Here is a 24193-nt window from a genome sequence, read left to right on the forward strand (position 1 = left end):
TTGCTACATGCCCATGCCGCCATCGACCGGCAGGCCGATGCCGGTGATGAAGCGCGCATCGTTCGAGCACAGGAACACAGCGGCGTCGGCGATGTCGGAGACCTCCGCGAGCTTGCCGAGCGGCGTCTGCTCCACCACCGAACCGACCGCGGCGTTGACGTCGGGCGCGAGACCGATCTTCACGATGTCATTGGCGAGCTGCAGACCCATGTCGGTCGGGATCAGGCCGGGATAGATGCAGTTGACGCGCACGCCGTAGCCGAGCTTGCCGGCTTCCATCGCGCCGACGCGCGTCATGCGGTCGACCGCGGATTTGGTGCCGGAATAGACCGCGATGCTCGGAAACGCGATCGTCGCCGCCACCGAAGCGATGTTGACGACCGCGCCGCCCTTGCCCGCGGCGCCGCCCGGCCGCATCGCGCGGAAGGCGTGCTTCATGCCGAGCACGGTGCCGACGATGTTGACGTCGCACATGCGGCGCGCGTCCTCGGCCTTGATGTCGGCAACCAGCGAGGTGATCTCGATGCCGGCATTGTTGATCAGGATGTCGAAGCCGCCGAGGGTTTCGACCGTCGCTGCGGCGGCCCGTTCCCATTGCCCATCGTCAGTGACGTCGAGCTTGACGAAGCCGGTCTTCACCCCGGCCTTGGCGATCTCGGCGGCGCTGGCCTTGCCGGTGTCGTCGAGAATATCGCCGATCATGACCGCGGCGCCGGACCGCGCCAATGCCTGCGCGATCGCCGCGCCAATCCCCCGGGCGCCGCCGGTGACCAGGGCTTTCCTGCCTTCAAGGCTCTTCCCACTCATCACTTAGTCCTCCCTTTGCTTGGTGATTTGGTCGGCGTGCCGTTGGCCGCGGCAGCATGGGACGGCGGTCTGCGCATTCTGGGTGCACTGGTGGTGGCGGCCGGCGTCAGCGGGGCGCAGCGTTGGCGCGCCCGGCGGTGCATCTCCTCCTATGTCTCGATTGGTCAGCCGTCTTGACGGTTGTCCAAATTATTGCGCCAACCCTCGTCCAGAAACTTGACACTTGTCAAGTCTGAATTTGACAAGTGTCAAAGAGGATGATTGTGAAGAGATGGAGCGCGCCGCGGTCGCCGCGGTATAGTTGCTCGAGGGAAGAAGCAGAGGGAAGGCACGGAATGGCGCGGCAAGCGACAGGGGCGGCCCAACGCGTGGCTGTGGCGGCCGAGGCGCTGCGCGACGAGAAGTTCAACGCGCGGCGCGTCGAGCTCGCAGAGGCCGCACTGGAAACGCTTGGCGAACTCGGCTTCGCGCGCACCAGCCTGCGCGAGATCGCGCAGAACTCCGCATTCACGCACGGCGTGTTTCACTACTACTTCAGCGACAAGCTCGACCTGATCTGCTGCTGCGTCCGTCACTACAAGGCGAAATGCGTGACGCGCTATGACGAGGTGGTGACGACAGCACGCAGCCGCGACGAATTGACCGAAGGTTTCCTCGCCAAGCTCGCGGCCACGCTCGAGAACGAAGCGCGCATGCATCGGCTCTGGTACGATCTGCGCTCGCAGGCGATGTTCGAGCCAGCGTTCCGCAAGGACGTCCTCGAGATCGACAAGAGCCTGGAAGCGATGATCTGGCGCATCGCCACGCGCTACGCCGAGCTCGGCAACAAGCGGCCGGCATCGTCGCCGGCGGCGCTTTATGCGCTGTTCGACGGCCTGTTCCAGAGCGCGCTGCTCCGGCATCTCGCCGATGACGAGAAGGCCGTGCCCGATCTGCTCGACGAAGTCCGCCGTCTGCTGCCGACGATCTGCTGAGAGAATCGCGAACGATTCAACTCCAACCTCCCCTTGAAAAGGGGAGGTCGCTTTGCTCGCCAGAGCAAAGCGGGTGGGGATTCGCACTCTCCACATACAGCGTCGCCTGCGGCTGACCCCCATCCCGACCTTCCCCCTTTCAGGGGGAAGGAGAAGACGGACCCGTACGGATGGAGCTTCGTAGCCCGGATGAAGCGCAGCGAAATCCGGGATTCGCGCCAGTTGCGAGATTTCCCCGGATTGCGCCTCGCTCCATCCGGGCAACGGAGATTGAAACGATCGCGCATTGATGTGCGCCACCGCGTGGCGCGCAGTCTATGTCTTGGTGACAGTTGCGCGAACGAACTCGCGAATGCGGATGACTACGCCGCGCTCGCCGGCGGCAGCGCGAGCACCGAGTAGATCGCCTGGGCGTCGCGCGAGGCACGCAGCTTCTTGGCGACGTCCTGGTCGCGCAGCAGGCGGGCGATCCGCGCCAGCGCCTTGAGATGGTCGGCGCCGGCGCCTTCCGGTGCCAGCAGCAGGAAGATCAGGTCGACCGGCTGTCCGTCCATCGCCTCGAAATCGATCGGGCGCTCGAGGCGGGCGAAGAAGCCGAACAGCTTCTCCAGCTTGGGCAGCTTGCCGTGCGGAATGGCGACGCCATAGCCGACCGCCGTGGTGCCGAGCTTCTCGCGCTGCAGCAGCACCTCGAAGATGGCGCGCTCATTCTGCCCGGTCAGAGCGGAGGCACGCGCAGCGAGTTCCTGCAGCGCCTGCTTCTTGCTGATGACTTTCAAAGCCGGGAGAATCGCCTCGGGTGCGACCAGATCGGTAATCGGCATTGGGACGTTCCGAGGTGAATGACCGTCAGGTTGCGAAATAGGCTTTACAGCGGCGGCGTCAAGAAGATGAGGTGGGATGCGGGCTTAGCCCGGGTCCGGTTCGCAGGGCTTCTACTCCAACGTATCGGCGGTGCCAACACCTGCGAACCCTGTTCCGCCCCCCTTGTTCCTGGAGGCGGCGGACCATAAGCAGGGCTGGCTTCGGACGTCAATGCCATCTGCCAACTATCCTCAAGGGCTCACCGCCGGCGGATCGACCCAGCCGACATTGCCATCCGTACGGCGGTAAATGATGTTCAACCGGCCGCTGCCGCCATGCTGGAACACCAGGCAGGAGGCGCCGGTCAGGTCGAGCTCCATCACGGCTTCGCTGACCGACAGCCGCTTCAACGCGGTGGTTGCCTCGGCAATGATCACCGGGCTGTATTCGGTGACCTCGTCCTCGTTCTCGGGCGCCTCGATGACGTAGCTCGGCGCGTCGAGCCCGACGCCGTTCAATTCGGCAAGCGCGGCAGTCGCGGCGTAGGTCTTGCGGGCGGAACGATCCTTGAGCCGGCTCTTGTAGCGGCGCAGACGCTTCTCGATCATCAAGAGCGCGGCATCGGCGCTGGCATAGGCGTCGGTGGCATTGGATTCGGCTTCCAGCGTAATGCCGGAATCCAGATGCAGCGCGCAATCGGTTCGGAAGCCGAAGCCATCCTTGCTCAGCGTGATGTGACCCGAATAGTTGCCATCAAAATACTTTCGCAGGACCTCGTCGGTGCGCTCGCTGACGCGCGCGCGAAGCGCCTCGCCGATGCTGATGCTCTTTCCCGAGATTCGAAGGGTCATTTGATGCCTCAATTGCTGGATGCCTCGATCACTCTTGCAGGAGCATGATGCTTGCTTCCGGTTACCTCCCTTTCTGGACGACGCTCGACCTGGAAAGATTGAGACTATCCCGATTTGGCGCGAACGCAACGAGCGCATGGCCCGCTCCGTACCCGGATGGGGTCACGCTCAAGAAGTAACCTAAACGGGGGCTGTATCGCGCGACCGGTCGGACGAGGAGGCAGGGGCCGAAAGGGCATTACCGAGCATGCTCTGTTTGTCACGGCGGCGCTGCACCGAGGATGGTATCCGCATCGCCTCGCGGTACTTCGCAACGGTGCGGCGGGCGATATCAATGCCCGAGGCGCGCAAACGTTCCACGATCGTGTCGTCGGACAGGATTGCCGACGGCGCCTCGCCGTCGATCAATTGCTTGATGTGGTGACGCACCGCCTCGGCCGAATGCGCCTCGCCGCCGTCGGCCGACGCGATCGAGGCGGTGAAAAAATACTTCAATTCAAAACTGCCGCGATTGGTCGCCATGTATTTGTTGGCGGTGACGCGCGACACCGTCGATTCATGCATCTGGATCGCGTCCGCGACCGCCTTCAGATTGAGCGGCCGCAAATGCGCGACGCCATAAGTGAAGAAGCCATCCTGCTGGCGGACGATTTCGGTCGCGACCTTCAGGATGGTGCGGGCGCGCTGATCGAGCGCGCGGACCAGCCAGGTCGCGTTCTGCAGGCAGTCGGTGAAGTACGACTTGTCACCGTCCTTGCGGATCGTCTTCGACAGCTCAGCGTAATAGGTCTGGTTGACCAGAACGCGCGGCAGAGTGTCGCTGTTGAGTTCGACATGCCAGCCGCCGTCGGGACCCGGACGCACATAGACGTCGGGCACCATCGTTTGCGTCCGCGCAGTGCCGAACTTCAGCCCGGGCTTCGGATCGAGCCGGCGGATCTCGGCGATCATGTCGGTGATGTCTTCGTCGTCGACGCCGCAGAGCTTTCGCAAGGCCGCGATGTCGCGCTTGGCGAGCAGGTCGAGATGCTCGACCAGCGCCTGCATCGCCGGATCGTAGCGATCGAGCTCGCGCAGCTGGATCGCGAGGCATTCGCTCAGGTTTCGCGCGCACACGCCCGGCGGATCGAATTTCTGCAACACCGCGACGACCTCGTCGACCGCTTGCTGCGACGCACCGAGCCGCTCGGCGGCCTGGCCGAGATCGGCCGGCAGGTAGCCGGCGTCGTCGACCAGGTCGATCAGATACTGCCCGATCATGCGCTGCGCCGGCGCCGAGAACGCCACCGCGAGTTGTTCGGCGAGGTGGTCGGCAAGTGTCAGCTCGGCGGCCACGAAAGCTTCGAGATTGTACTCGTCGTCGCTGGAGGCGCCGCCGCCCCATTCGGTGTAGACCGATGGCGGTGCATCCTGTGCGGCGCGCGCCGCCGCTTCCGCCGGCTCCTCGGAAAACACGTTGTCGAGGCGGGTATCGAGCGTCTGCTCGATCTCGGCGCGGCTGCCGAGGTCGCGGTTCAGCCATTCCTCCTGGCCGGGCTCGAAGGCGGCCTCGCCGCCTGGGCCGGCGGCCATGTCGGAAACGTCGCCATCGTCCCCATAGCTGCTGGAACCGTCGGAATCGCCGTAGTCCGGCCGCTCCATGGCCGGCTCGCCCGCCACCGGCGGCTCCGGCCCGTCGGCGGCCCGCTCCAGCAGCGGATTGCGCTCCAGCTCTTCCTCGACAAAGGCCGACAGGTCCAGGTTCGACAGTTGCAGCAGCTTGATCGCCTGCATCAGCTGCGGCGTCATCACCAGCGACTGCGACTGGCGGAACTCTAGTCTTTGGGTCAGCGCCATGGAGGCAAGAACGATCCTAAAAGTTGGCTCGATTCTTGCTTATATTAGTCCGAAGCCCTTGTACACGGCTTGACGGATTGGAAAATAGCGCTAGAGGCGGAATTCCTCGCCAAGGTAAAGCCGACGTACATCGGGATCATTAACGATCTCCTCCGGGCTTCCCTCAGTCAAGATTTCACCGGCATAGACGATATAGGCGCGGTCGGTCAGGCCGAGCGTCTCGCGGACATTGTGGTCGGTGATGAGCACGCCGATGCCGCGGTTGGTAAGATGGCGGACGAGATCCTGGATGTCGCCGACCGCGATCGGGTCGATGCCGGCGAACGGCTCGTCGAGCAGCATGTAATTGGGGCGCGTAGCCAGCGCGCGCGCAATCTCGACGCGGCGGCGCTCGCCGCCGGACAGCGCGATCGACGGGCTCTTGCGCAGCCGCGTGATGTTGAACTCGTCGAGCAGCGAATCCAGCTCGTGCTCGCGCTTCTTCTTCGAGGGCTCGACGACCTCGAGCACCGCGCGGATGTTCTGCTCGACCGACAGGCCGCGGAAGATCGAGGCTTCCTGCGGCAAATAGCCGATGCCGAGGCGCGCGCGCTGATACATCGGCAGCTTGGTGACGTCGTGGCCGTCGAGTTCGATCGCGCCGCGATCGGCCTTGATCAGCCCGGTGATCATGTAGAACACGGTGGTCTTGCCGGCGCCGTTGGGCCCGAGCAGGCCGACCGCCTCGCCACGGCGCACATAGATGCTGACGCCGCGCACGACCTGGCGGCTGCCGAAACTCTTTTCCACGCTATGCACAGCCAGATAACCCGGCCGCTTGATGAGCTGCGGCGCGGCGGGCGCGCTGTTCCGGGCCGGCCTCGCACGCGCCGGCGCGGGCGCTGCTGCCGGTTGGGCTCGCGGCAGCTCGACGCCGGGAGCCGACGCGGCGCGCGCCATCGGCGGCGCATCACGCACCGGAGACGTAAGCATCTCGCCGAACTGGTCGTCGAGCGCCGTGATGTCGTCATGCGAGCGCGCAAATCCGGTACTGCGTTTCGCAGAGCGCCGCCGGAACATGCCGAGAAAATCCACCATCCCCGCTTCGCTTCAGCCTCTCACGGTGATCCCGCGACCTTGCCTGCGCATCGATCGATTCGCATGCGACGCCGCAAGCATGAGCCGGAAATCTGAATACCGGCCTTCCCGCGCGACAAAAGCGGACGCATTTTGCGCGGAGATCATGCTCGAACAACACGGCAAAGCGCGATCACCCGCGCCTTGAATGAATGGATGCCCCTGTCCCGGCCAACATAATCCCCTCGAGGCGCATTGTTCGGCCGAGCCGCTGCAGTAGATACAGTCTCGCCCCGCCGGCTTCAACCTCGCGGCCGCAGAATATTATCTAACCAATTGATTCTGCTTGACCTTACGTGAGGCTTACTTGGACTTGCCGCCTGGAATCAGCTGCAGTGGCGACGGGGCCGGGGCTGAGCCGGGGGCGGCCGGCGCGCCGCACTTGCCGCTCTGTCCGCCCGGCGACTGGATGAACAGGCCCTGCACCTTGCCATTGTCGGCTTCGACGCGCGAGACGCCGGTGGTCATGTCGACCAAAAGGCGGTCGCCGCGCAGCACGTTCTGGCACTGGGTCAGCACCACCTGGCTGCCGCCGCCGCCCAGCATCGTGATCAAATTGGTCTTGGTGTCGAAGATCGCGGTCTCGCCGGTGACGACCTGGTCCTTCTGGGTCACGACAACATTGCCCTTGGCCTCCAGCCGCTTGATCGAGGAGGCGCCGCCGGGGCCCGGGGTTGCCGATTGCATCGGCGCGGCGCCCTTGGCGGCTGCACCCTTGGTGCCGGTCGGGGCGGGCGCCGGCGCCTGGGTCGATTTATCCTCGTAGAACACGACCAGCGTCTTCGACGTCATGGTGGTGTCGCCCTGCACGACCTTCACATTGCCGGCGAAGGTCGCCTCCTTTTTCTTGTCGCGCATTTCGAGCGAGGCGGCCTCGATCTGGATCGGCTGGTCGCGGTTCTGCGAGAAGCCCTGCATGGCGTTGGGCACGCCGCTCATCGAGCCCTGCGCGAACGCGGCACTCGCGGCGAAAAGCGCGAACAGGAACGCCGCAATTGCCATGCCGTGCGGAAAACGTCTCATCATCAAAATCATTTCGTGTTGGCGGATTTGCGTGGCTTCGGTGACGGCGGCGGCGGCGGTGGAGCGGGCTCGGCCGGCGGGGCGGCATTGTTGTCGCCGAGCTTGTCGAGATTCATCACGACATTGCCTTCGAACCGCACCAGCTCGCCGCTGTTGTAGATCCGGAGCCTGTCGGCGGTCAGCGTGCCGTCGAGCAGCTTGACGTCGACATGCTCGTCCGACGACACGTTGCCCTTGTTGATGTCGACGAAGGCCTGCGTCAGCCGGGCCTCATAGCCGGTGGACGACTGCAGGAAGATGTCCTGGCGCAGGTCGAGCAGCTGCTTCTTGTTGTCGAAGAAGCCGGTGCGCGCATCCATTGTCACCGTCGACTGATCCTGTTGCGCCACCTTGGCGCGGATCGTCTTCAGCTCGACATGGTCAGGATCGGTGACATCCTGGATCGCCGCCTTGGCCCACATTTCATAAGGCCGTCCGTCGTTGGAGAAGCCGGCGATATGCGGCGCTTCCATCGTGATCTTGGTGCCGGACACGACGAGATTATCCATCTCGAGCGGCAGCTTGGGGATCAGGTCGTGGAACGGATTGAACAGCGCGATGTAGATGACCACGGCCATCGCCAGGCCGACCATCGCTGGCACCGCGACGCGCAGGATCCGCACCATGCGGCTGTGCCGCGCGGCGGCGGCAAAGCGCGCCTCGAGGCCCGTGACATAGGCTGGATTCTGAACCGAATTCACCTGAACTCCAGAGGCGCGAAACTGCCCCTATTCTAGCCGGAGCCGCCCAAATATGCAGCCCGGACCTCGCCTCGCGCCCCCGCACCGGACCACGCGTGAACAGTTTGGCCGAAACGGGGCGGAACTGCCCCGGCCGCGACGAATTCGGCGCGCATCATGAATGGGCGAAAATGTCCTCGGCCTCCCAGCCGTCGAGATCGAGCCTGGCGCGGGCGGGGAGGAAGTCGAAGCAGGCCTGGGCGAGATCTGTCCGTCCCTCGCGCGCGAGCATGACATTCAGCTTGTCGCGCAGCGCATGCAGGTGCAGCACGTCGGAGGCGGCGTAGGCGAGCTGGGCCTCGCTGAGGCTTTGCGCGCCCCAGTCGCTCGACTGCTGCTGCTTCGACAATTCGACGTTCAGCACCTCGCGCACCAGATCCTTCAGGCCGTGGCGATCGGTGTAGGTGCGCGACAGGCGCGAGGCGATCTTGGTGCAATAGACCGGCGTCGGCATCACGCCGAACGTGTTGTAGAGCACCGCGACGTCGAACCGTGCGAAATGGAAGATCTTGGTGATCTTGGGATTGGCGAGCAGCGCCTTCAGGTTCGGCGAATCGGTGTGGCCCTTCGGAATCTGGATCACGTCGGCGGTGCCGTCGCCGTTCGACATCTGCACCACGCAGAGCCGGTCACGGTGCGGATGCAGCCCCATGGTCTCGGTGTCGATCGCCACCGAGTCGGTGTAGCGGGACAGATCGGGCAGGTCGCCGCGGTGCAGGCGGATGGTCATGCTGTCAAAAACCTCGTCGAATCGCCGTCGGAATAAACTACCGTCCAATCCGCCGACAGGCGAGCATGCGCCAGTCTTCGGATCGCACTGGCATCGGGTCCGGTCAGGACCGGACACCAGCAGCGGGAATCCTTAATTGTTCCGGCACGGATAGTTGAGGGTGTACCGCCATTGTGCAGCGGAGACAATGGGTTGCTATCCCCACCACGCGCCCCCACGAGGGCGCGCCATCACTGCCAGCTGACGCGCAGGCCGAAGCGGCCGGTGATGTCCTCGCGATGGAGGCTGTCCACCGAGGTCGTGTAGCCGGCGCTCGCATAGGCGCTGATCGTGCGATTGAGCTGCGCGGAGACGCCGGCACCGACCTCGACGGCGGTGCCGCGGCTTTGCACGCCGATCAGGTCCGTTGTCGCGAACGCGATGCTGCGGTCATTCGCGGCGGTGTGCCAGAGATTGGCCTCGAGATAGGGACGCAGTTCGGCCGTGCCGACGACGAAGGTTGCCGGAATGCGCACGCCGAGCCGCCCGGTCAGCGTATCGGCACTGCCGAGCGCGACGCTCGAGAACATGTCGTTGAAACTGTCGAACGACTGCCGCTGCCAGATCAGCTGCGCCTGCGGCTCGATCGCGAGAAAGCTGTTCAGCGGGATCGGCGCGCCGGCTTCCAGCGATGCAGCGACGCCGGTGCCTGACACCCGCGCGCCGACCTGACGATCCGACTGCGGGCTTGCGCCGTAGAAGCTGCCCATCAGCACGGCGTCGACATACCAGCCCGACGGGCCGACATGGGTCCAGTAGCCGCCGATATTCTGGCTGTCGATCGAGAGCGTGCCGGTGCGGACGTCGTTCAGGCCGAGCGCGAAGCCGTTGATGGTGCCGCTGGCCCAGCCATATGCGTAGAAGAATCCGGCGCGATCATGATGCTCGGGCGCGGACTGGAAGCGCAGGATGTCGACGCCGACCTGCACGCCGGCCATGGTGCCGTCGAAGGCGGGGCTGACCGTGCCGGCCCAGCTCTGCGAGCTGTGCGAGCCGTAGGCACGCGCCCACGCCGCCGGCTGTTCGCCGCCGCTGGTCAGCAAGGCTTGATCGCCCTGGCGCTGATGGAAGGTGCCGAGCGTCGCCAGCCCGAGCTTTTGTGCCACCTGCGGCAGCGCCGAATAGACCGACACCTCTTCACGGTAGAGCTGGACCGGCGCGGCGCCTGCCGGCGGCGGCGTCAGCGACGATAGATCTTCCGCGGGCAGCCCCGGAGGCGGCGGCACCACGTTGGGCGATGAAGGCGGCGCCGGTGCAGGCGCAGCCGGGGGCGCAGGCGAGGCCGTGCCGGGCAACAATGCCGAGCGCAGATACCAGTTGTTGGCGCTGCCGGCGGAGACGCCGCCGCGGAACAGCAGATATTCATGCGCGCCCGCCACGACGGCGTTGGAGAGGCCGAATGCACCCGCAGCCGTGGTGCCGCCGTTGACCGCCTGCACCACCATGATGCCGTCGGCGGTGGTCAACGCGCCCGCGCCGCCGGCATTGGTGACGGTCACCGCGGTCGAGCCCGACGCATTGCCGCCGGAGATGACGAGCCGATCCGACGGCGAACCATCGCCACCGAGCACGGTGCGCAGATAGAGCCCGCCGCCATTGCCGACATAGTTGCCCGCGATCGTCAGGCTGTTCGCCGCGATGGCGCCGCCATTGGTCAGGTTGATGACACCGGCATTGGTGACGGTGATCGGCGGGCCACCCGGAAACGGCGTGATCGACGGATTGGCGCCATTGCCCGCCAGCAGGCTGGTGCCGGCCGCAATCGACACATTGCCGGTCAGCGACGTCTGCAGCGTCAGCGAACCGCTGTTGATGAAGGTGTTGGCGAAGGTGCCGGTGCCGGCCCAGGTCCAGTCATTGCCTTCCATCGTCAGCGTCTGGAATCGCGCAAACGCATTGTCGACCGTGCCGCTGCCTTGCAGCCGCACCTGGTTGCCGCCGCCGCCGCCATCGGCAAGGCCAACGATCTGCGAGCCGGTTTGCAGGATCATCGTCACCGCGCCGCCGCCGCCCGCGAGCGCCGTGCCGCTGTTGCCGGCGATCAGGCCGGCATTGACGATGGTGGTGGCGCCGTTGAGCGTGCGGATCGCGGGCCCCGCCTGGCTGATGATCTTGCCGCCGGCGAGGTTCTCGATGCGGGCGGTGAATGACGATCCGGCGGTGTTGGAGAACACGCCGTCGGCATTGACGCCGCGCGCCTCGATCGTGCCGCTGTTGCGCAGGACGCCGGCATTGCCTTGCATGAACACGGTGTTGTTGGCGGTGCCGCCCGCGTCGCCACCGGTCGTCAGCAGCGTGCCGGTATTGGTGATGGTCGCAAACTGGCCGGCGGAGAAGATCGCACGGGCGCCTGCGCCGGCCGTGGTGATGGTGCCGCTATTGGTGAAGGTGTTGCTGTCGCCGGTCTGCACAAAAAGGCCGTGCGATTGCGGGCCCTGGGTGGTGATCGTCCCGGTATTAATCAGCGTGTTGTTGTTGTGCTGCGTGAGACCGGTGATGGCAAGGCCGCGCGAGGTGCCGTTCTGCGTCGTGATCGTGCCGTTGTTGATCAGCGTGTTGCCGTTACTGCTGGCGGCGATCGCATTGCTGCCGGCGCCCGAGGTCGTGATCACGCCCGACGCGCCGTTGGTGAAGACATTGCCGTTGCCGCTGCCGAAGATGCCGGTGCCACCGCCGCTGATGGTCAGCGTGCCGTTGTTGGTGGCGGCGCTGCTGGAGACAAGGCCGATCGCGGTCGCTCCGGCGCCCGGCGTGATGCCGGCGCCCTGCAGCACGTTCACGGTGACGTTCGAGCTGCCGGCAACGGCCTGCACGCCGGTCGGCGAGGGATTCGGCGCTGCGGTCGAGCAGGTTACCGTCTGCCCGCTCGCTGGCGCGAGACTGTCGCAGGCCGCAAACGCCGGCGACGTGGACAACAGACAACCGCCACCCAAGGCCGTGCACGACAGGATTGCCGCGAGCCGCGAGGAAACCATGCCCCTACTCCACCGTCGGCGCGAAGCCGAGCCCCCGGCCTCGCCGCCATCTGCTACCCCCGCCCCGCTCTCAGCTCCGCTGATCCGCTCCGTTCAAGCTTGAAACGATTTGCAGCGACCTGTTGCGCGGTCGCCACAGACGGAACCATGAGATGCATCAGTACGATTCACATCCTTGACGTGCGTACCCTTCCAAGGTTGTGAAGTACAGCATTCACTCGTTGCAGTTATCGACCGACACAACCGGAAACAATCGCCATGGCGTCTCGGGCGCGCCGCTGTCCCCATTTTCTCGCCAAGTTCGACGTGGCACGCGCCCAGGTCGGGGCCAAGTCATTGCCGCTACGCGTTCGATTTCGAGGGAACTGTTGCCCGCGCGCCCCATGAAATCCGGCCGCGCCCTCCCTATCTGTTGCCGGCCAGCACCGGCCTCCCCAATGAAATGAGCCTTATGTCCGACCAGACCATCGCTGCGCCGATCGACGACGACCAGCAGGAGCGCGGCTTCTCGCGCTACCAATCGTTCCTGATCGCGCTGCTTGCCTTCACGCAATTCACGCTGATCCTCGATTTCATCATCATGTCGCCGCTCGGCGCCATCCTGATGCCGTCGCTGAACATCACGGCTGGGCAATTCGGCGTCGCGGTCTCGGCCTACGCGTTCGCGGCCGGCATTTCCGGCGTCCTCGCCGCCGGCTTTGCCGATCGCTTCGACCGCAAGCGGCTGCTGCTGTTCTTCTATGTCGGCTTCATGCTCGGCACCGTGCTCTGCGCGCTGGCGCAGAATTTTCACGTGCTGCTGCTCGGCCGCATCGTCACCGGCATTTTCGGCGGGGTGATCGGCTCGGTGGTGCTCGCCATCGTCACCGACCTGTTCCCGCTGCAACAGCGCGGCCGCGCCATGGGCGTGCTGCAGACGGCGTTCGCCGCGAGCCAGGTGCTCGGCGTCCCGGCCGGCCTGTTCCTGGCCAATCACTGGAACTGGCACATCTGCTTCGTGGCCATCGTCGGGTTGTCGATTGCCGCGATCGCGGCGATTGCGATCGCGATGCATCCGGTCGATGCCCATCTCAAATTGCAGCACGACAGCAATCCGTTCCGCCATCTGATCGCAACCGTGGGGCAGCCGCGCTACACGCTGGCCTTCCTGGTGACCACGCTGCTCGCGACCGGCGGCTTCATGCTGATGCCGTTCGGCAGCGCCTTCACCGTGCATAATCTCGGCATCGACATCGTCCACCTGCCGACGATCTATCTCGTCTCAGGCCTGTTCAGCATCATCATCGGGCCGCTGGTCGGCCGCGCCAGCGATGCGTTCGGCAAATATCCGACCTTCGCATTCGGCTGCGTGGTGACGGTGATCATGGTGCTGATCTACACCAATCTCGGCCACGTCTCGCTGCTGACCGCGATCGTGGTCAATGTGCTGATGTTCATCGGCATTTTCTCGCGCATGATCCCGTCCCAGGCGCTGATGTCGGCGATTCCCGACGCCAGCCAGCGCGGATCGTTCAGCGCGATCTCGGCATCCGTGCAGCAGCTGTCGGGCGGGCTGGGCTCGGTCTTTGCGGCGGCGATCATCGCGGAAAATCCCGACGGTTCGCTGCTGCACTTCGACCGGCTGGGCTACATCGTCGTCGCAACCACCATTATTTCGATGATCGCGATGTATTTCGTGCAGCGGCCGATCGCGCGCCGCGCGGGCCGGCGGATCGTGTGACGGCAGGCGCCGCTCGTTCCGGCTACACGGGCTGGGACGCAGGCTCGGGCCTGCGCGCCTCCCGGCTGGCCGCCGCGGATGCTTGACCTCCGCGGCTGACGAAGCTCCGCAGCTACATTTGAAGCAAGGTAACGAGAGGAATTGCGCAGAACGCTTTGTCAAGCAAGACCTTGCGAAGGCGCTGCGCAACGCCGCGGAGCTTCGGGTGGTGTTCCACCAGCCGCTTGGTGCGGTCCACCGCGGACATCACTCCGGCGGCCTGTCGGCCGAGCCTGGTGAGCGGAATGAAGCTGTCGAACAATGGCTCGTCGTCCTTGCAGAATAGCCGCTTGTAGTCATGCGAGCCGAAGTCGAAGGCGCGATAGTGCTGGCCGGCAAAATGATGGATGATTTCCTGCATCAAGAGCAGGCCGGGACTGAATTTCGCGCTGCCTGACAAAGTGTAGGTGTTGAACATCGTCGAGAAGCGGTGGCCATCGGCAGCCAAGGCGAAGATCGCGATCACTTCCTCGTCGCATTCGAGCGCATGGATTTCGATGACACGGCCGCCGTGGGACAGCCTTGTCATGCAGGCGGCGCGGATGAATTTCTCCACGGCGTGTTCGGCGAACACATTTGACTGCTTCCGCTCGGCCAACCGCTCCGACTTCACGCGGAAGAACCAGTCGAGCAGGCGGTCGATGTCGGCATCAGCGGAGGCGACGTGATAGCGGTAGCCGGTCAGCTCCAGCAGTTTGCGCTGCTTGAGCTTCATGCGGCGGGAGAGATTGCCGACCAGGTTCACGGCCGTTGCGCCCGGCTCGATTGTGCGCATCGGGCAGTTCAAGACCAGGGGCTCATGAGGCAGCAGCGCCAGCGGGTTCTGCACGCCGCGCCACTGCGCCGGCTGCTGGCGCAACGCCAGCACGTCGACTTTGTCACGCTTGGCGAGCATCGCCATGAATGCGTGGAGATCGGCCTTCGTGGCACCGGAAGCGAACCCGCGCTCCCACAGGCCCATATTGAAGGTTGCGTGCTCGCCCCCCATGAAGCTCGCGCGGCGCACGCCGAAGGCCGTTTGCAGAGCAAGCGGCAGCAAGCCCCGTGCTTGGCCATCGCCGTCACGCGCGATAACGATGAAAGGCGACAGTCCCGCGCGCTCACCGACCTCACGCTGCCACGGGGCGAGGAAGTCGAACCGCTGAAAGGGCGTGATGGAATGACTCGAGTTCTCAAGACTCCGCCAGATCGTCTCGGCGGCGTCGAGATCGTGGACGACGTCGACGGCGGCGATGCGCGTTGCTCGCGCCGTCCGGCTTTCGATCGCGATCATCGCCAAGCTCTGTCGTGGTGTAGTCGCAGCGGGGCTGAGGCCGTCCAGTCGGCGCCGATCTGAGCGTAATTCGATGTCGGGACAAAATTGGCAAAAATGCCGCAGGACGAGAGAACTGGGATTACCTCCATCGTTTATTCGTTGGTCATGAGGCTGTCGTTTCCGTTTCGGATACACCTGCCTTCAGGCTCCATGTTGACAACGGAAGCACGTATTCGGCGGCCACGTGGTCAACACACCGCCACGGTTCATCTCGTGATATCAAGCTGCGATGGCGGATCACTTGGTACAGCCTGGCATTATCGAAATTGCGATCGAGCCCAGGTCGAAGGCCGACCATCAGCGGCTCGAGGCTGCGCTCGCCGACGCCAGCCAGCGCGGATCGTTCAGCGCGATCTCGGCCTCGGTGCAGCAGCTGTCGGGCGGGCTGGGCTCAGTCTCTGCGGCGGCGGCGATCGCCGGCGTTCTCAAATTCCAAGCATCGGCCGACGTGTTCAGCCAATCGCAAACATGTCGGCACGCTCAATGATCAGATCGCGGAATAGTCTCGCGCGGTGCGACATCCAATGCGGGTCAGGATAGACGAGATGCATCGGCAGCGATGGTACCGCATAATCCGGCAGCAGATGAACAAGCCGGCCTGCGGCGATGTGTTCGACGGCGCACCAGCTTGGCAGCACCGCGACGCCGAGCCCCTCAACCGTCGCGAGCGTCATCACGTCGGCGTCGTCGCAGGTCATGGACGGCGCGATCTCGACCACATGGCGGCCGGTCTCGGCTTCGAACGTCCACTGGTTCCGCGGCGACAAGCGCGAATACGTTACGCTCGGCATGCGGCGCAGATGGTCGGGGAGGAGCGGGGCTTGATGCCGTGCGAGCAGTGAAGGGGCCGCCACCAGGAGGCGCTTGATGGTGCCGACGCGCCGCGCCACCAGCGAGCTGGAGTTCAGCATTCCGATCCGAATTGCCAGCTCCGTCCCGGTCTCCACCAGGTCTACGAACTGCTCGGTGAAGCTCACATCGAGCCGCACGTCGGGATAGCGGCGAAGATACTCTGCGAAAATGCCGCGGAAAAAATACCGACCGAACGAGGTCGGCACAGTGATCCGCAAGGTCCCCGACGGACTGCGAACCCGGCTCTGCGCCGGCGTGCTGGCACTTTCCAACAGCGCGACGATGTCCTTGGCGAGCTTGAGCACGCGATCGGCCTCCGGCGTCGGACGAACCTTGCGCGTGGTGCGGACGAACAGCCGGCAGCCGAACTCCGCCTCCAGCAGCGCCACGCGCTTGCTGATGGCCGGCTGTCCGAGGCCCAGATCGCTCGCGGCCTGGCTGAAGCTGCCGGCCTCCATCACGCGAATGAAGGTTTGCAGCGCATCGATCCGATCCATGCATTCCTCCCAGGAATTTGTAATATTCTTATCATTCCCTACATGAGCACAGTCGATCCGGTCTAGCCTCTCGGTAACCAGGGAGGATCAACAATGAACAAATCGATCGGGATCGTCGGCGCCGGAATCGGCGGCCTGCATCTGGCTCTTTATCTGCAACAGCACGGGATCCAGGCGACGGTGCTGACCGACCGCACTCCGGAGCAGTACGCCTCGGCACGGCTGATGAACACGGTCGCCCATCACAGCGTCACCATCGCGCGTGAGAACGAGCTAGGCGTGAACCATTGGGATGACGCGGCCACGATCTACCACCACCACGACCATTTCTTTAATTTCCCAGGCAACGGGCTGCTGTTTCGCGGCGCGTTCAAGAAGCCGAGCCGGGCAGTGGATTACCGCATGTACCTGCCCGCTCTGATGAAGGATTTCGAGCATCGCGGCGGCAGCATCGAATATGCCAGCATTCAGGACGACGACATCCCGGCTCTGGTTTCACGCTTTGACCTTCTCGTCGTGTCGACCGGCAAGGGTGCGCTCGGGCGAATGTTCGCCCATCGGCCGGAGTTGTCCCCCTACAGCCAGCCACAGCGCCTGCTCTGCGTGGGACTCTATGACGGCGTCGATCACGGCAGCCCGGACGGTGACGACCCGCGCGGTGTCACGCTCTCGGTGTCACCCGGACATGGCGAGATGATCGTCATTCCGACGCTGTCATTTAGCGGCATGAAGACAGCGCTCCTGATGGAGAACATTCCCGGCGGCGACATGGCCGATCTGGTCTCGCTGAACTACGACGCGGACCCTGCAGCCTTTCGCCAGACAATTCTCGACAAGCTGGAAAAGCATCATCCGCACACCTACAACCGGATCGATACCCATCGCTTCGGGCTTGCCCAGCCGCTCGACCTGCTGCAAGGCGCAGTGGTGCCGACCGTGCGGCAATCGTCGGTCGCCTTCGATGGCGAGAAATTCGCCGTCGCGCTGGGCGATGTCCATTCAGTGGTCGACCCGTTGATGGGCCAAGGCGCCAACATCGCCTCCTACGCCGCCTTCGAACTCGGCAAGGCGATCGTGGAAACGGTGGCCTTCGACGCTCGCTTCGTTGAGGAGGTGGATCGCGCCCGCGAAAATCGCGTGTTCGCGGCTGCGCGCTGGACGAATCTGATGCTGCGGCCGCCGTCCGAGGCGATGGGTCGGCTGATCCTCACCATGGCGCAGGACCGAGAACTCTGCGACGAGTTCACCGATAATTTCAACTACCCGGAGCGCCAGTGGGATCGCGTCGCGACCGACAAGCGCATCCACGCTTGGATCGACAGGCGCGCGCCGCTCGCCGCCTGACGCAACAATGATCGCGAGCCGGCCGTACGGTCCCACTTGCACCAGGCAGCTGCCTGCCGACAAACCATCGCTCGAGCCACACGCCGAAAGGCGCGACCTCTTGCCGTTTCGCCATGGAGCGCTATCGATGAACCCGCATCCCGATCCGGCGAGCTTCCGGGAGGCCGCTGCGCGCTTCCCCACAGGCGTGACAGTCGTGGCGAGCATCGACCGCGACGGCACTCCGGTCGGCATGACGGCCAACAGCTTCACAACCGTCTCCACCAAACCGCCGACCGTGCTGGTGTCGGTGATGCGAGGGCGGACCTGGCAGGCGATCATGGATTCGAAGCGTTACGCCGTGAATGTCCTTCACGCGGAAGATCTCGCACTCTGCGCGCACTTCTCCGGCAGACCGCGGGCCGAAGGCTCGCCATCGCTGGTCAAACGGGAAGAGTTTCCAGTCCTGCCGCAAGCGATCGCCCAGTTCGCTTGCGACGTGGTCCGGTCAATTGACGTCGCCGACCACACGCTATTCATTGGCGAGGTCCGCTGGTGCCGGCAGCGAAACGGTTCCCCGCTCGCCTTTTATTCCAACCGATTCTGCAACGGGCTCGGTGCGGCGATCATGCCCGCGGAGACGATCGCCTATCCCGCCGACGGATGGGCGATCTAAGGCGAAGCGCGAAGCCTTCGCGCGACGAGCCCTGGAGAACCCGAAATCTGCAGCACACTGGAGCGGTGGCCCCACGGGCGAACGATCGCGAGCGCCAGCTGAGCAGGATGCCTGCTAAGCTCGTCTCAAAAACCCGTCCTGAGGTGCTGGAATGAAGATCGGGGACAGAGTCGAAGTCATGGCGATTCCGGATGCGCTACCGGAGCACATGGGAACGCAGGCGCTCTTCATGAAGTGCCTCGGCCGCCATTTTCCGATCGTCGATCTCAAGGGACATCTGGTCGAGCTCGAAGTCGGCGAGGTCCTCGGGGGAGCCAAGCTACATGCACTCCATTTGGATCGAACGGGATTACGTCCGTCTTGCCTGACGGAGGAAATGCGCAAACGGTCGCGTAACGGAAACCGAGGCCGATGTAGCTAGGTTGGGCGGCGGTATCATCGCCATCTCACCAGCTCTCGCTGGGTTACGGCTTCGCCGCACCCCCTCCGGATACTGAGCGATTTCAATCGCTTAAAAAGGGGGTGGTGCCCAGGAAAGGACTCGAACCTTCACGGCCGTTAAGCCACTGGCACCTGAAGCCAGCGCGTCTACCAATTCCGCCACCTGGGCATGTGGAGCGGCTTAGTAAGGATCGGTTGCGCGCTTGTCAAATTCGCGATTGGAAATTCAAATACCCTGTACAGGATAAGGCCGATGGCGTATCGCCAGACGGTTAACCCACGTCAATCGCTCTCGAATCCCACAGGAATCACCCCATGGCATCGAACCTGGACACGCTGGTCACGGTCTTCGGCGGATCGGGTTTTCTGGGGCGGAACGTGGTCCGGGCGCTCTGCAAGCGTGATTACCGCGTCCGAGTCGCGGTGCGGCGGCCTGAACTGGCCGGCCACCTGCAGCCGCTCGGCCGTGTAGGGCAGATTCATGCCGTCCAGGCCAATGTGCGCTACCCGGCCTCGGTCGAGGCGGCGATGCGTGATTCGCATATCGCCATCAACCTGGTCGGCATCCTGGCCGAGGGCGGCGGGCAGAGCTTCGATGCCGTGCAGGTGAAGGGCGCCGAGAGCATCGCCAAGGCGGCGGCCGCTGTCGGCGGGCGGATGGTCCACGTCTCGGCGATCGGGGCCGACGCGGATTCGCCCTCGAGCTATTTCCGCGCCAAGGCCGAGGGCGAGGCGGCGGTGCTGGCGGCCTTGCCACATGCCACCATCATGCGGCCGTCGCTGCTGTTCGGACCCGAGGATCAGTTCACCAACCGCTTTGCGGCGCTGGCACGGATGTCACCGGTGCTGCCGCTGGTCGGCGGCGGGGTCAACACGGTGCAGCCGGCCTATGTCGGCGACGTCGCGGTCGCCGTGGCCAATGCCGTGGACGGCAAGGCGAAGCAGGGCGCAGCTTACGAGCTCGGCGGGCCGGAAGTGCTGACCATGCGCGAGGTGATGCAGATCATCCTCAAGATCACCCAGCGCGATCGCATGCTGGCGCCGCTGCCGTTCGGCCTCGCCAAGTTCCAGTCGTACATCCTGCAGTTCGCGCCGGGGCCGTTCACTCTGACGCCGGACCAGGTCGAGATGCTGCGTTCGGACAATGTGGTGTCCGACGCCGCCAAGGCCGCCGGCCTGACCTTCGCGGGCCTCGGCATCTCGCCGGATTCGATGGAAGCGATCGCCCCGCAATATCTCTGGCGCTTCCGCGCCACCGGCCAGTTCCAGAAGAAGAGCGCGTAGGCGTTACCACGGAAAGACTCCGCCCCCTCTCCCGCTTGCGGGGGAGGGTTGGGGTGGGGGTTTCACCGCAAAACAACTCTCTTGGTGTGGAGAGAGCCCCCACCCGGATTGCATCTACGATGCAATCCGACCTCCCCCGCAAGCGGGAGAGGTGAAGACCGCTGACGCAGTGAGAGCTGTTCCTTACCGTCCCATCGCCAGCGCGATCAGGCCGAGCGTGCCGACGATCACACGCCACCAGGCGAAGAAGGTGAAGCCGCGGCGGGTGACGAAGTTGAGGAACGCCCGCACCACGATCATCGCCGTGATGAACGACACCACGAAGCCGACCGCGATGACGCTGAGATTGTCGGAGGTGAAGTCGGCGCGGTTCTTGTAGAAGTCATAGGCGAACGCGCCGACCATGGTCGGGATCGCGAGGAAGAACGAGAACTCCGCTGCCGAGCGCTTGTCGGCGCCGAGCAGCATCGCCGCCACGATGCTGGCGCCCGAGCGCGACACGCCGGGAATCATCGCCAGGCACTGCGCGACGCCGATCCAGAAATACATCAGCAGCGGGAAGCGCGTCGCATCGTCCTCGTACACTTTGAGATCGAGCTGATCGACCCACAGCAGCACGGCGCCGCCGACGATCAGCGTGAAGCAGACCACCCACGGATTGAACAGGAACTCCTTGATGTATTTTCCGGCGATCAGGCCGATCACGACGGCGGGCAGGAATGCCACCAGCACGCCGATCACGAAGCGGCGGTCGTCGGGATTGGTGAACATGCCGAGCGCGACGCGCCACAATTTGACGAAGTAGAGCGCGAGGATCGCGAGGATCGCGCCGAGCTGAATCAGGATCGCAAAGCTCTTCCAGAAATTGCCTTCGCCGAGATTGAAGAAGCGCTCCGCAAGCAGCAGGTGGCCTGTCGAGGAGACCGGCAGGAACTCCGTGACGCCCTCGATGATGCCGAGAATCACCGCCCGCAGCATATCCGTCATCATGTTGTGGCCTGCCCTGTGTGGAAAACGGGATTCTTCTCGCTTATTCGCACATTGGCCGCAATCGCAAAAAATCGTCAAACAATGGGTTACCCGGCCGATTTGCTGAGCTATAGCGTTTTTGTGACCCGCACCATCTGCGGGGATGGCTACCGGTTTGCGTGCTGACGCGACATAGAGACGACCGGAACTGGCCTGGCCAAAGCACAGGTCCAGGCCGCACAGGTTGATGATTTCTTAAGCGCCGCGAAACTACCAAGGGCTTCATGTATACGCTGTATCACCATCCGTTCTGTCCGCATTCGCGCTTCATTCGGCTCGTGCTCGGCGAGTATGGGCTCGATTTGCGCCTTGTGGAGGAACGGGTGTGGGAACGGCGCGAGGCGTTCCTGGCGCTCAATCCGGCGGCCACCACGCCGGTGCTGATCGCCGAGGGCTTTCCACCGATCCCGGGTGCGCCTGTGATCGCCGAATATGTCGACGAGGCGCATGGCCTCGATGCCGGCGATCGGCGGCTGTTGCCGACCTCGACGGCCGAGCGCGTCGAGGTGCGCCGGCTGATGGCGTGGTTCAACGAAAAATTCTTCGAGGAAGCCTCCAACCCGCTGGTGACCGAGCGGATCTACAAGCGCTTCATGAGCGAGGACAACGGCGGCGGTCCGCCGGCCCCCGACGTCATGCGCGCCGCCAAGGTCAATGTGCGCTATCATCTGAGCTATATCGGCTGGCTGGCGAAGACGCGGAACTACCTCGCCGGCGACCGCCTCACCTACGCGGATCTCGCCGCCGCGGCGCATCTCTCGGCGATCGACTATCTGGGCGACGTGCCATGGAGCGAGGACGACGCGGCAAAGTCGTGGTACGCGCGGGTCAAATCCCGCCCGTCGTTCCGCCCGCTGCTCAGCGAATGGCTGGCGGGGGTGCCGGCGTCGCGCACCTATGTGGACCTCGACTTCTGAACCCGGCGGTCAGGCTCTCCCCTTCCGATCTCAAGGCGGCGCTGCAGCGCGAGGCCCGCGCGCTCGGCTTCGATGCCATCGGCTTCACCGCGCCTGACGCGACGAGCGAGGCCGGAAAATATTTCCTCGAATTCCTCGGCTCCGGCGGCCATGGCGACATGGACTGGCTCGCGGCCAATCCGGAGCGGCGCGCCGATCCGCGCGTGCTGTGGGGCGGCGTGCGCTCGATCATCATGCTCGGCGTCAATTACGGGCCGGACGACGACCCGCTCGACATCCTCGCGCGCCGGTCGCATGGCGCGATCTCGGTCTATGCGCAGGGCGACGACTATCACGACGTGATCAAGAAGCGGCTCAAGGTCCTGGCGCGCTGGCTCGCCACCATCACCGGCGACGAGGTGAAGGTGTTCGTCGACACCGCCGCGGTCATGGAGAAGCCGCTCGCCCAGGCGGCCGGCATCGGCTGGCAGGGCAAGCACACCAATCTCGTGTCGCGCGAATTCGGCTCGTGGCTGTTTCTCGGGGCGATCTATTCGGCGACCGAGCTGCCGCGCGATGATGCCGAGGCCGATCATTGCGGCAGCTGCCGCGCCTGCCAGGACATCTGCCCGACCGCAGCGTTCCCCGCGCCCTACAAGCTCGATGCGCGGCGCTGCATCTCGTATCTGACGATCGAGAACAAGGGTCCGATTCCGCACGAATTCCGCAAGAGCATCGGCAACCGCATCTATGGCTGCGACGATTGCCTCGCGGTGTGTCCGTGGAACAAGTTCGCGCAAGCGGGGCGCGAGCAGAAGCTCGCCGCGCGCGATACGTTGCGGGCGCCGGCGCTCGCCGATCTCGCACGGCTGGATGATGCCGCCTTCCGCGCTCTGTTCACGAAGTCGCCGGTCAAGCGCATCGGCCGCGACCGCTTCATCCGCAATGTGCTGATCGCGATCGGCAACTCCGGCGATGCAAGTCTTGCCGGCGAAGCGCGGCGTTTGCTCGACGATGCGAGCCCGCTGGTGCGCGGCGCCGCGGTGTGGGCGCTGTCGCAGCTGATCACGCGCGATGCGTTCGCCGCGCTGGCGTCGCGGGCCGGCGGCGAGCCCGACGTCACGGTGCAGCAGGAGTGGCGCGCGGCTCTGTCCCCTCATCCTGAGGAGCGCGCAGCGCGTCTCGAAGGATGAGGCCACAGACCGGGCCTCATGGTTCGAGACGCCGCTACGCGGCTCCTCACCATGAGGGTGAAGAGTCTTGATTTCATCGCGCTGTTCCCGTCATGGTCGCGCGCCATGACAAACCAGCCCTTCTTCACCAGGCACGGCGACGGCTTCATGCCGACACCAGTTGCGAACGGACCGTGGAGTCCGGAATCCCTGCACGGCCGCGTCGTGATCGGCCTGCTCGCCTTCGTCATCGAGGAGCGCCACGGCTCCGACGATTTCGTCCCCGCCCGGCTGACCGTCGACATGTTCCGGCTGCCCAACATCACGACGCCGATCGAGGTGACGACCAAGCTCGTGCGCGACGGCATGCGCATCAAGATGATCGAGGCCGAGTTTGTCTCCGGCGGCACCAGCATGGCGCGCGCCTCCTGCCAATTGTTGCGCAAGACGGAAAATGCCCCCGGCAATGTGTGGTCGCCGCCGAACTGGCAGGTGCCGGCGCCGGCGGAGATTCCGAAGCCGACCGATCCGAGGCTCGGCATGAACGGCAAATGGGAGACGCGGCCGATCGTCGGTCACATGGGCTCGCTCGGCGAGCGACGGCTCTGGATGAGCGAGGTGCGCGAGCTCGTCGCGGGCGTGAAGATGACGCCATTCGTCCATGTCGCGACCGGCGCGGATTTCGCCAGCCCCTTCGCCAATGCCGGCGACCAGGGCCTCGGCTACATCAACAGCGACGTCACGATCTATCTGCATCGTTTGCCGGTGACCAACTGGATCGGCTTCGAGGTCGTCAACCACCACGCCACGGACGGCATCGCGATCGGCGAATGCTGGCTCTATGACGAGAAGGGCCCGATCGGCACCTCCACCGTGGCGGCGCTCGCCCAGCGCAAGCCGATGACCAATCCGCCACCGCCGTAATTCTTCGCCGTCATTCCGGGGCATCGCGCAGCGATGAACCCGGAATCTCGCGCCAACACTTCTGGATTCCGGGTTCGCGCTTCGCGCGCCC

Annotated in this window: 21 protein-coding genes and 1 tRNA gene; 9 read left to right on the forward strand and 13 right to left on the reverse strand. The window is 64.6% G+C overall.

The window, feature by feature from the left end; translation table 11 throughout:
- Positions 1–3: 3 nt before the first annotated feature.
- Positions 4–807 carry an SDR family NAD(P)-dependent oxidoreductase gene (locus IF803_RS14850; RefSeq protein ID WP_028341721.1) on the reverse strand — a complete coding sequence of 268 codons (804 nt, stop codon included), beginning with the start codon at positions 805–807 and terminating at the stop codon, positions 4–6.
- 335 nt (positions 808–1142) lie between these two features.
- Here IF803_RS14850 and IF803_RS14855 point away from each other — a divergent pair, with 335 nt between their 5' ends.
- Positions 1143–1781 (forward strand): TetR/AcrR family transcriptional regulator, encoded by a 639-nt coding sequence (locus IF803_RS14855; RefSeq protein ID WP_304497921.1) that lies wholly within the window; start codon positions 1143–1145, stop codon positions 1779–1781.
- A 362-nt stretch (positions 1782–2143) separates the two neighbouring features.
- Here the strand turns inward: IF803_RS14855 and ptsN are convergent, their stop codons facing one another.
- From ptsN to IF803_RS14895, 8 genes are all read right to left on the reverse strand, one after another.
- On the reverse strand, positions 2144–2605 hold the full coding sequence (gene ptsN / locus IF803_RS14860) for a PTS IIA-like nitrogen regulatory protein PtsN (RefSeq protein WP_016843543.1): 462 nt from the start codon (positions 2603–2605) through the stop codon (positions 2144–2146).
- Between the two features lie 231 nt (positions 2606–2836).
- Positions 2837–3436, reverse strand: a complete 600-nt coding sequence (gene hpf / locus IF803_RS14865) for a ribosome hibernation-promoting factor, HPF/YfiA family (RefSeq protein WP_028337939.1) — start codon at positions 3434–3436, stop codon at positions 2837–2839.
- Between the two features lie 180 nt (positions 3437–3616).
- Complete coding sequence (gene rpoN / locus IF803_RS14870; protein WP_038382655.1) at positions 3617–5272, reverse strand: RNA polymerase factor sigma-54; 1656 nt, start codon at positions 5270–5272, stop codon at positions 3617–3619.
- Between the two features lie 90 nt (positions 5273–5362).
- Positions 5363–6349: an LPS export ABC transporter ATP-binding protein gene (lptB, locus tag IF803_RS14875; protein WP_304497923.1), complete on the reverse strand. Its 987-nt coding sequence runs from the start codon at positions 6347–6349 to the stop codon at positions 5363–5365.
- 342 nt (positions 6350–6691) lie between these two features.
- Complete coding sequence (locus tag IF803_RS14880) at positions 6692–7423, reverse strand: LptA/OstA family protein (protein WP_038382657.1); 732 nt, start codon at positions 7421–7423, stop codon at positions 6692–6694.
- On the reverse strand, positions 7420–8151 hold the full coding sequence (gene lptC / locus IF803_RS14885) for an LPS export ABC transporter periplasmic protein LptC (protein ID WP_028341726.1): 732 nt from the start codon (positions 8149–8151) through the stop codon (positions 7420–7422). Before lptC ends, IF803_RS14880 begins: the two co-directional genes overlap by 4 nt.
- A gap of 154 nt (positions 8152–8305) precedes the next feature.
- Positions 8306–8920, reverse strand: coding sequence for a ribonuclease D (locus tag IF803_RS14890; protein WP_076833773.1), 615 nt, complete (start codon positions 8918–8920; stop codon positions 8306–8308).
- 230 nt (positions 8921–9150) lie between these two features.
- Positions 9151–11934, reverse strand: coding sequence for an autotransporter family protein (locus IF803_RS14895; protein WP_461192623.1), 2784 nt, complete (start codon positions 11932–11934; stop codon positions 9151–9153).
- A 451-nt stretch (positions 11935–12385) separates the two neighbouring features.
- Between IF803_RS14895 and IF803_RS14900 the strand changes: the two genes are divergently transcribed.
- Positions 12386–13654, forward strand: coding sequence for an MFS transporter (locus IF803_RS14900; RefSeq protein ID WP_461192624.1), 1269 nt, complete (start codon positions 12386–12388; stop codon positions 13652–13654).
- 112 nt (positions 13655–13766) lie between these two features.
- Here IF803_RS14900 and IF803_RS14905 read toward each other — a convergent pair whose 3' ends face one another.
- Positions 13767–14966 (reverse strand): GNAT family N-acetyltransferase, encoded by a 1200-nt coding sequence (locus IF803_RS14905; RefSeq protein ID WP_461192625.1) that lies wholly within the window; start codon positions 14964–14966, stop codon positions 13767–13769.
- Between the two features lie 494 nt (positions 14967–15460).
- Positions 15461–16357 (reverse strand): LysR family transcriptional regulator, encoded by an 897-nt coding sequence (locus IF803_RS14910; RefSeq protein WP_461192626.1) that lies wholly within the window; start codon positions 16355–16357, stop codon positions 15461–15463.
- A 93-nt stretch (positions 16358–16450) separates the two neighbouring features.
- Here IF803_RS14910 and styA point away from each other — a divergent pair, with 93 nt between their 5' ends.
- From styA to IF803_RS14925, 3 genes are all read left to right on the forward strand, one after another.
- Positions 16451–17701, forward strand: coding sequence for a styrene monooxygenase subunit StyA (gene styA / locus IF803_RS14915; protein WP_461192627.1), 1251 nt, complete (start codon positions 16451–16453; stop codon positions 17699–17701).
- 127 nt (positions 17702–17828) lie between these two features.
- Entirely contained in the window at positions 17829–18356 is a 528-nt protein-coding gene (locus IF803_RS14920) for a flavin reductase family protein (RefSeq protein ID WP_461192628.1), read from the forward strand.
- A 151-nt stretch (positions 18357–18507) separates the two neighbouring features.
- Complete coding sequence (locus IF803_RS14925) at positions 18508–18777, forward strand: hypothetical protein (protein WP_461192629.1); 270 nt, start codon at positions 18508–18510, stop codon at positions 18775–18777.
- A 102-nt stretch (positions 18778–18879) separates the two neighbouring features.
- Here IF803_RS14925 and IF803_RS14930 read toward each other — a convergent pair.
- Positions 18880–18966 (reverse strand) — tRNA-Leu (locus tag IF803_RS14930).
- A gap of 146 nt (positions 18967–19112) precedes the next feature.
- Here IF803_RS14930 and IF803_RS14935 point away from each other — a divergent pair.
- Positions 19113–20081 (forward strand): complex I NDUFA9 subunit family protein, encoded by a 969-nt coding sequence (locus tag IF803_RS14935; protein WP_461192630.1) that lies wholly within the window; start codon positions 19113–19115, stop codon positions 20079–20081.
- A gap of 183 nt (positions 20082–20264) precedes the next feature.
- On the opposite strand, the gene IF803_RS14940 is transcribed toward IF803_RS14935, so the two are convergent.
- Positions 20265–21071, reverse strand: a complete 807-nt coding sequence (locus IF803_RS14940) for an undecaprenyl-diphosphate phosphatase (RefSeq protein WP_028341730.1) — start codon at positions 21069–21071, stop codon at positions 20265–20267.
- Between the two features lie 263 nt (positions 21072–21334).
- Between IF803_RS14940 and IF803_RS14945 the strand changes: the two genes are divergently transcribed.
- From IF803_RS14945 to IF803_RS14955, 3 genes are all read left to right on the forward strand, one after another.
- Positions 21335–22027, forward strand: coding sequence for a glutathione S-transferase family protein (locus tag IF803_RS14945; protein WP_028341731.1), 693 nt, complete (start codon positions 21335–21337; stop codon positions 22025–22027).
- Positions 21976–23199 carry a tRNA epoxyqueuosine(34) reductase QueG gene (gene queG, locus IF803_RS14950; RefSeq protein WP_461192631.1) on the forward strand — a complete coding sequence of 408 codons (1224 nt, stop codon included), beginning with the start codon at positions 21976–21978 and terminating at the stop codon, positions 23197–23199. Before IF803_RS14945 ends, queG begins: the two co-directional genes overlap by 52 nt.
- 105 nt (positions 23200–23304) lie before the next feature.
- Positions 23305–24102 (forward strand): acyl-CoA thioesterase domain-containing protein, encoded by a 798-nt coding sequence (locus IF803_RS14955; RefSeq protein ID WP_461192651.1) that lies wholly within the window; start codon positions 23305–23307, stop codon positions 24100–24102.
- Positions 24103–24193: the final 91 nt, after the last annotated feature.

It is taken from the genome of Bradyrhizobium sp. UFLA06-06 (assembly GCF_054820065.1).

What these genes read in the sequence shown, in the direction of transcription:
- lptB (WP_304497923.1), bottom strand. Translation starts at nt 6,349, where the DNA reads ATGGTGGATTTTCTCGGCATGTTCCGGCGGCGCTCTGCGAAACGCAGT.
- IF803_RS14955 (WP_461192651.1), top strand. Translation starts at nt 23,305, where the DNA reads ATGACAAACCAGCCCTTCTTCACCAGGCACGGCGACGGCTTCATGCCG.
- IF803_RS14925 (WP_461192629.1), top strand. Translation starts at nt 18,508, where the DNA reads ATGAAGATCGGGGACAGAGTCGAAGTCATGGCGATTCCGGATGCGCTA.
- IF803_RS14905 (WP_461192625.1), bottom strand. Translation starts at nt 14,966, where the DNA reads ATGATCGCGATCGAAAGCCGGACGGCGCGAGCAACGCGCATCGCCGCC.
- IF803_RS14880 (WP_038382657.1), bottom strand. Translation starts at nt 7,423, where the DNA reads ATGATTTTGATGATGAGACGTTTTCCGCACGGCATGGCAATTGCGGCG.
- IF803_RS14895 (WP_461192623.1), bottom strand. Translation starts at nt 11,934, where the DNA reads ATGGTTTCCTCGCGGCTCGCGGCAATCCTGTCGTGCACGGCCTTGGGT.
- IF803_RS14920 (WP_461192628.1), top strand. Translation starts at nt 17,829, where the DNA reads ATGAACCCGCATCCCGATCCGGCGAGCTTCCGGGAGGCCGCTGCGCGC.
- IF803_RS14850 (WP_028341721.1), bottom strand. Translation starts at nt 807, where the DNA reads ATGAGTGGGAAGAGCCTTGAAGGCAGGAAAGCCCTGGTCACCGGCGGC.
- IF803_RS14910 (WP_461192626.1), bottom strand. Translation starts at nt 16,357, where the DNA reads ATGGATCGGATCGATGCGCTGCAAACCTTCATTCGCGTGATGGAGGCC.
- IF803_RS14890 (WP_076833773.1), bottom strand. Translation starts at nt 8,920, where the DNA reads ATGACCATCCGCCTGCACCGCGGCGACCTGCCCGATCTGTCCCGCTAC.
- rpoN (WP_038382655.1), bottom strand. Translation starts at nt 5,272, where the DNA reads ATGGCGCTGACCCAAAGACTAGAGTTCCGCCAGTCGCAGTCGCTGGTG.
- ptsN (WP_016843543.1), bottom strand. Translation starts at nt 2,605, where the DNA reads ATGCCGATTACCGATCTGGTCGCACCCGAGGCGATTCTCCCGGCTTTG.
- IF803_RS14855 (WP_304497921.1), top strand. Translation starts at nt 1,143, where the DNA reads ATGGCGCGGCAAGCGACAGGGGCGGCCCAACGCGTGGCTGTGGCGGCC.
- IF803_RS14935 (WP_461192630.1), top strand. Translation starts at nt 19,113, where the DNA reads ATGGCATCGAACCTGGACACGCTGGTCACGGTCTTCGGCGGATCGGGT.
- IF803_RS14945 (WP_028341731.1), top strand. Translation starts at nt 21,335, where the DNA reads ATGTATACGCTGTATCACCATCCGTTCTGTCCGCATTCGCGCTTCATT.
- queG (WP_461192631.1), top strand. Translation starts at nt 21,976, where the DNA reads ATGGCTGGCGGGGGTGCCGGCGTCGCGCACCTATGTGGACCTCGACTT.
- hpf (WP_028337939.1), bottom strand. Translation starts at nt 3,436, where the DNA reads ATGACCCTTCGAATCTCGGGAAAGAGCATCAGCATCGGCGAGGCGCTT.
- IF803_RS14940 (WP_028341730.1), bottom strand. Translation starts at nt 21,071, where the DNA reads ATGATGACGGATATGCTGCGGGCGGTGATTCTCGGCATCATCGAGGGC.
- styA (WP_461192627.1), top strand. Translation starts at nt 16,451, where the DNA reads ATGAACAAATCGATCGGGATCGTCGGCGCCGGAATCGGCGGCCTGCAT.
- IF803_RS14900 (WP_461192624.1), top strand. Translation starts at nt 12,386, where the DNA reads ATGTCCGACCAGACCATCGCTGCGCCGATCGACGACGACCAGCAGGAG.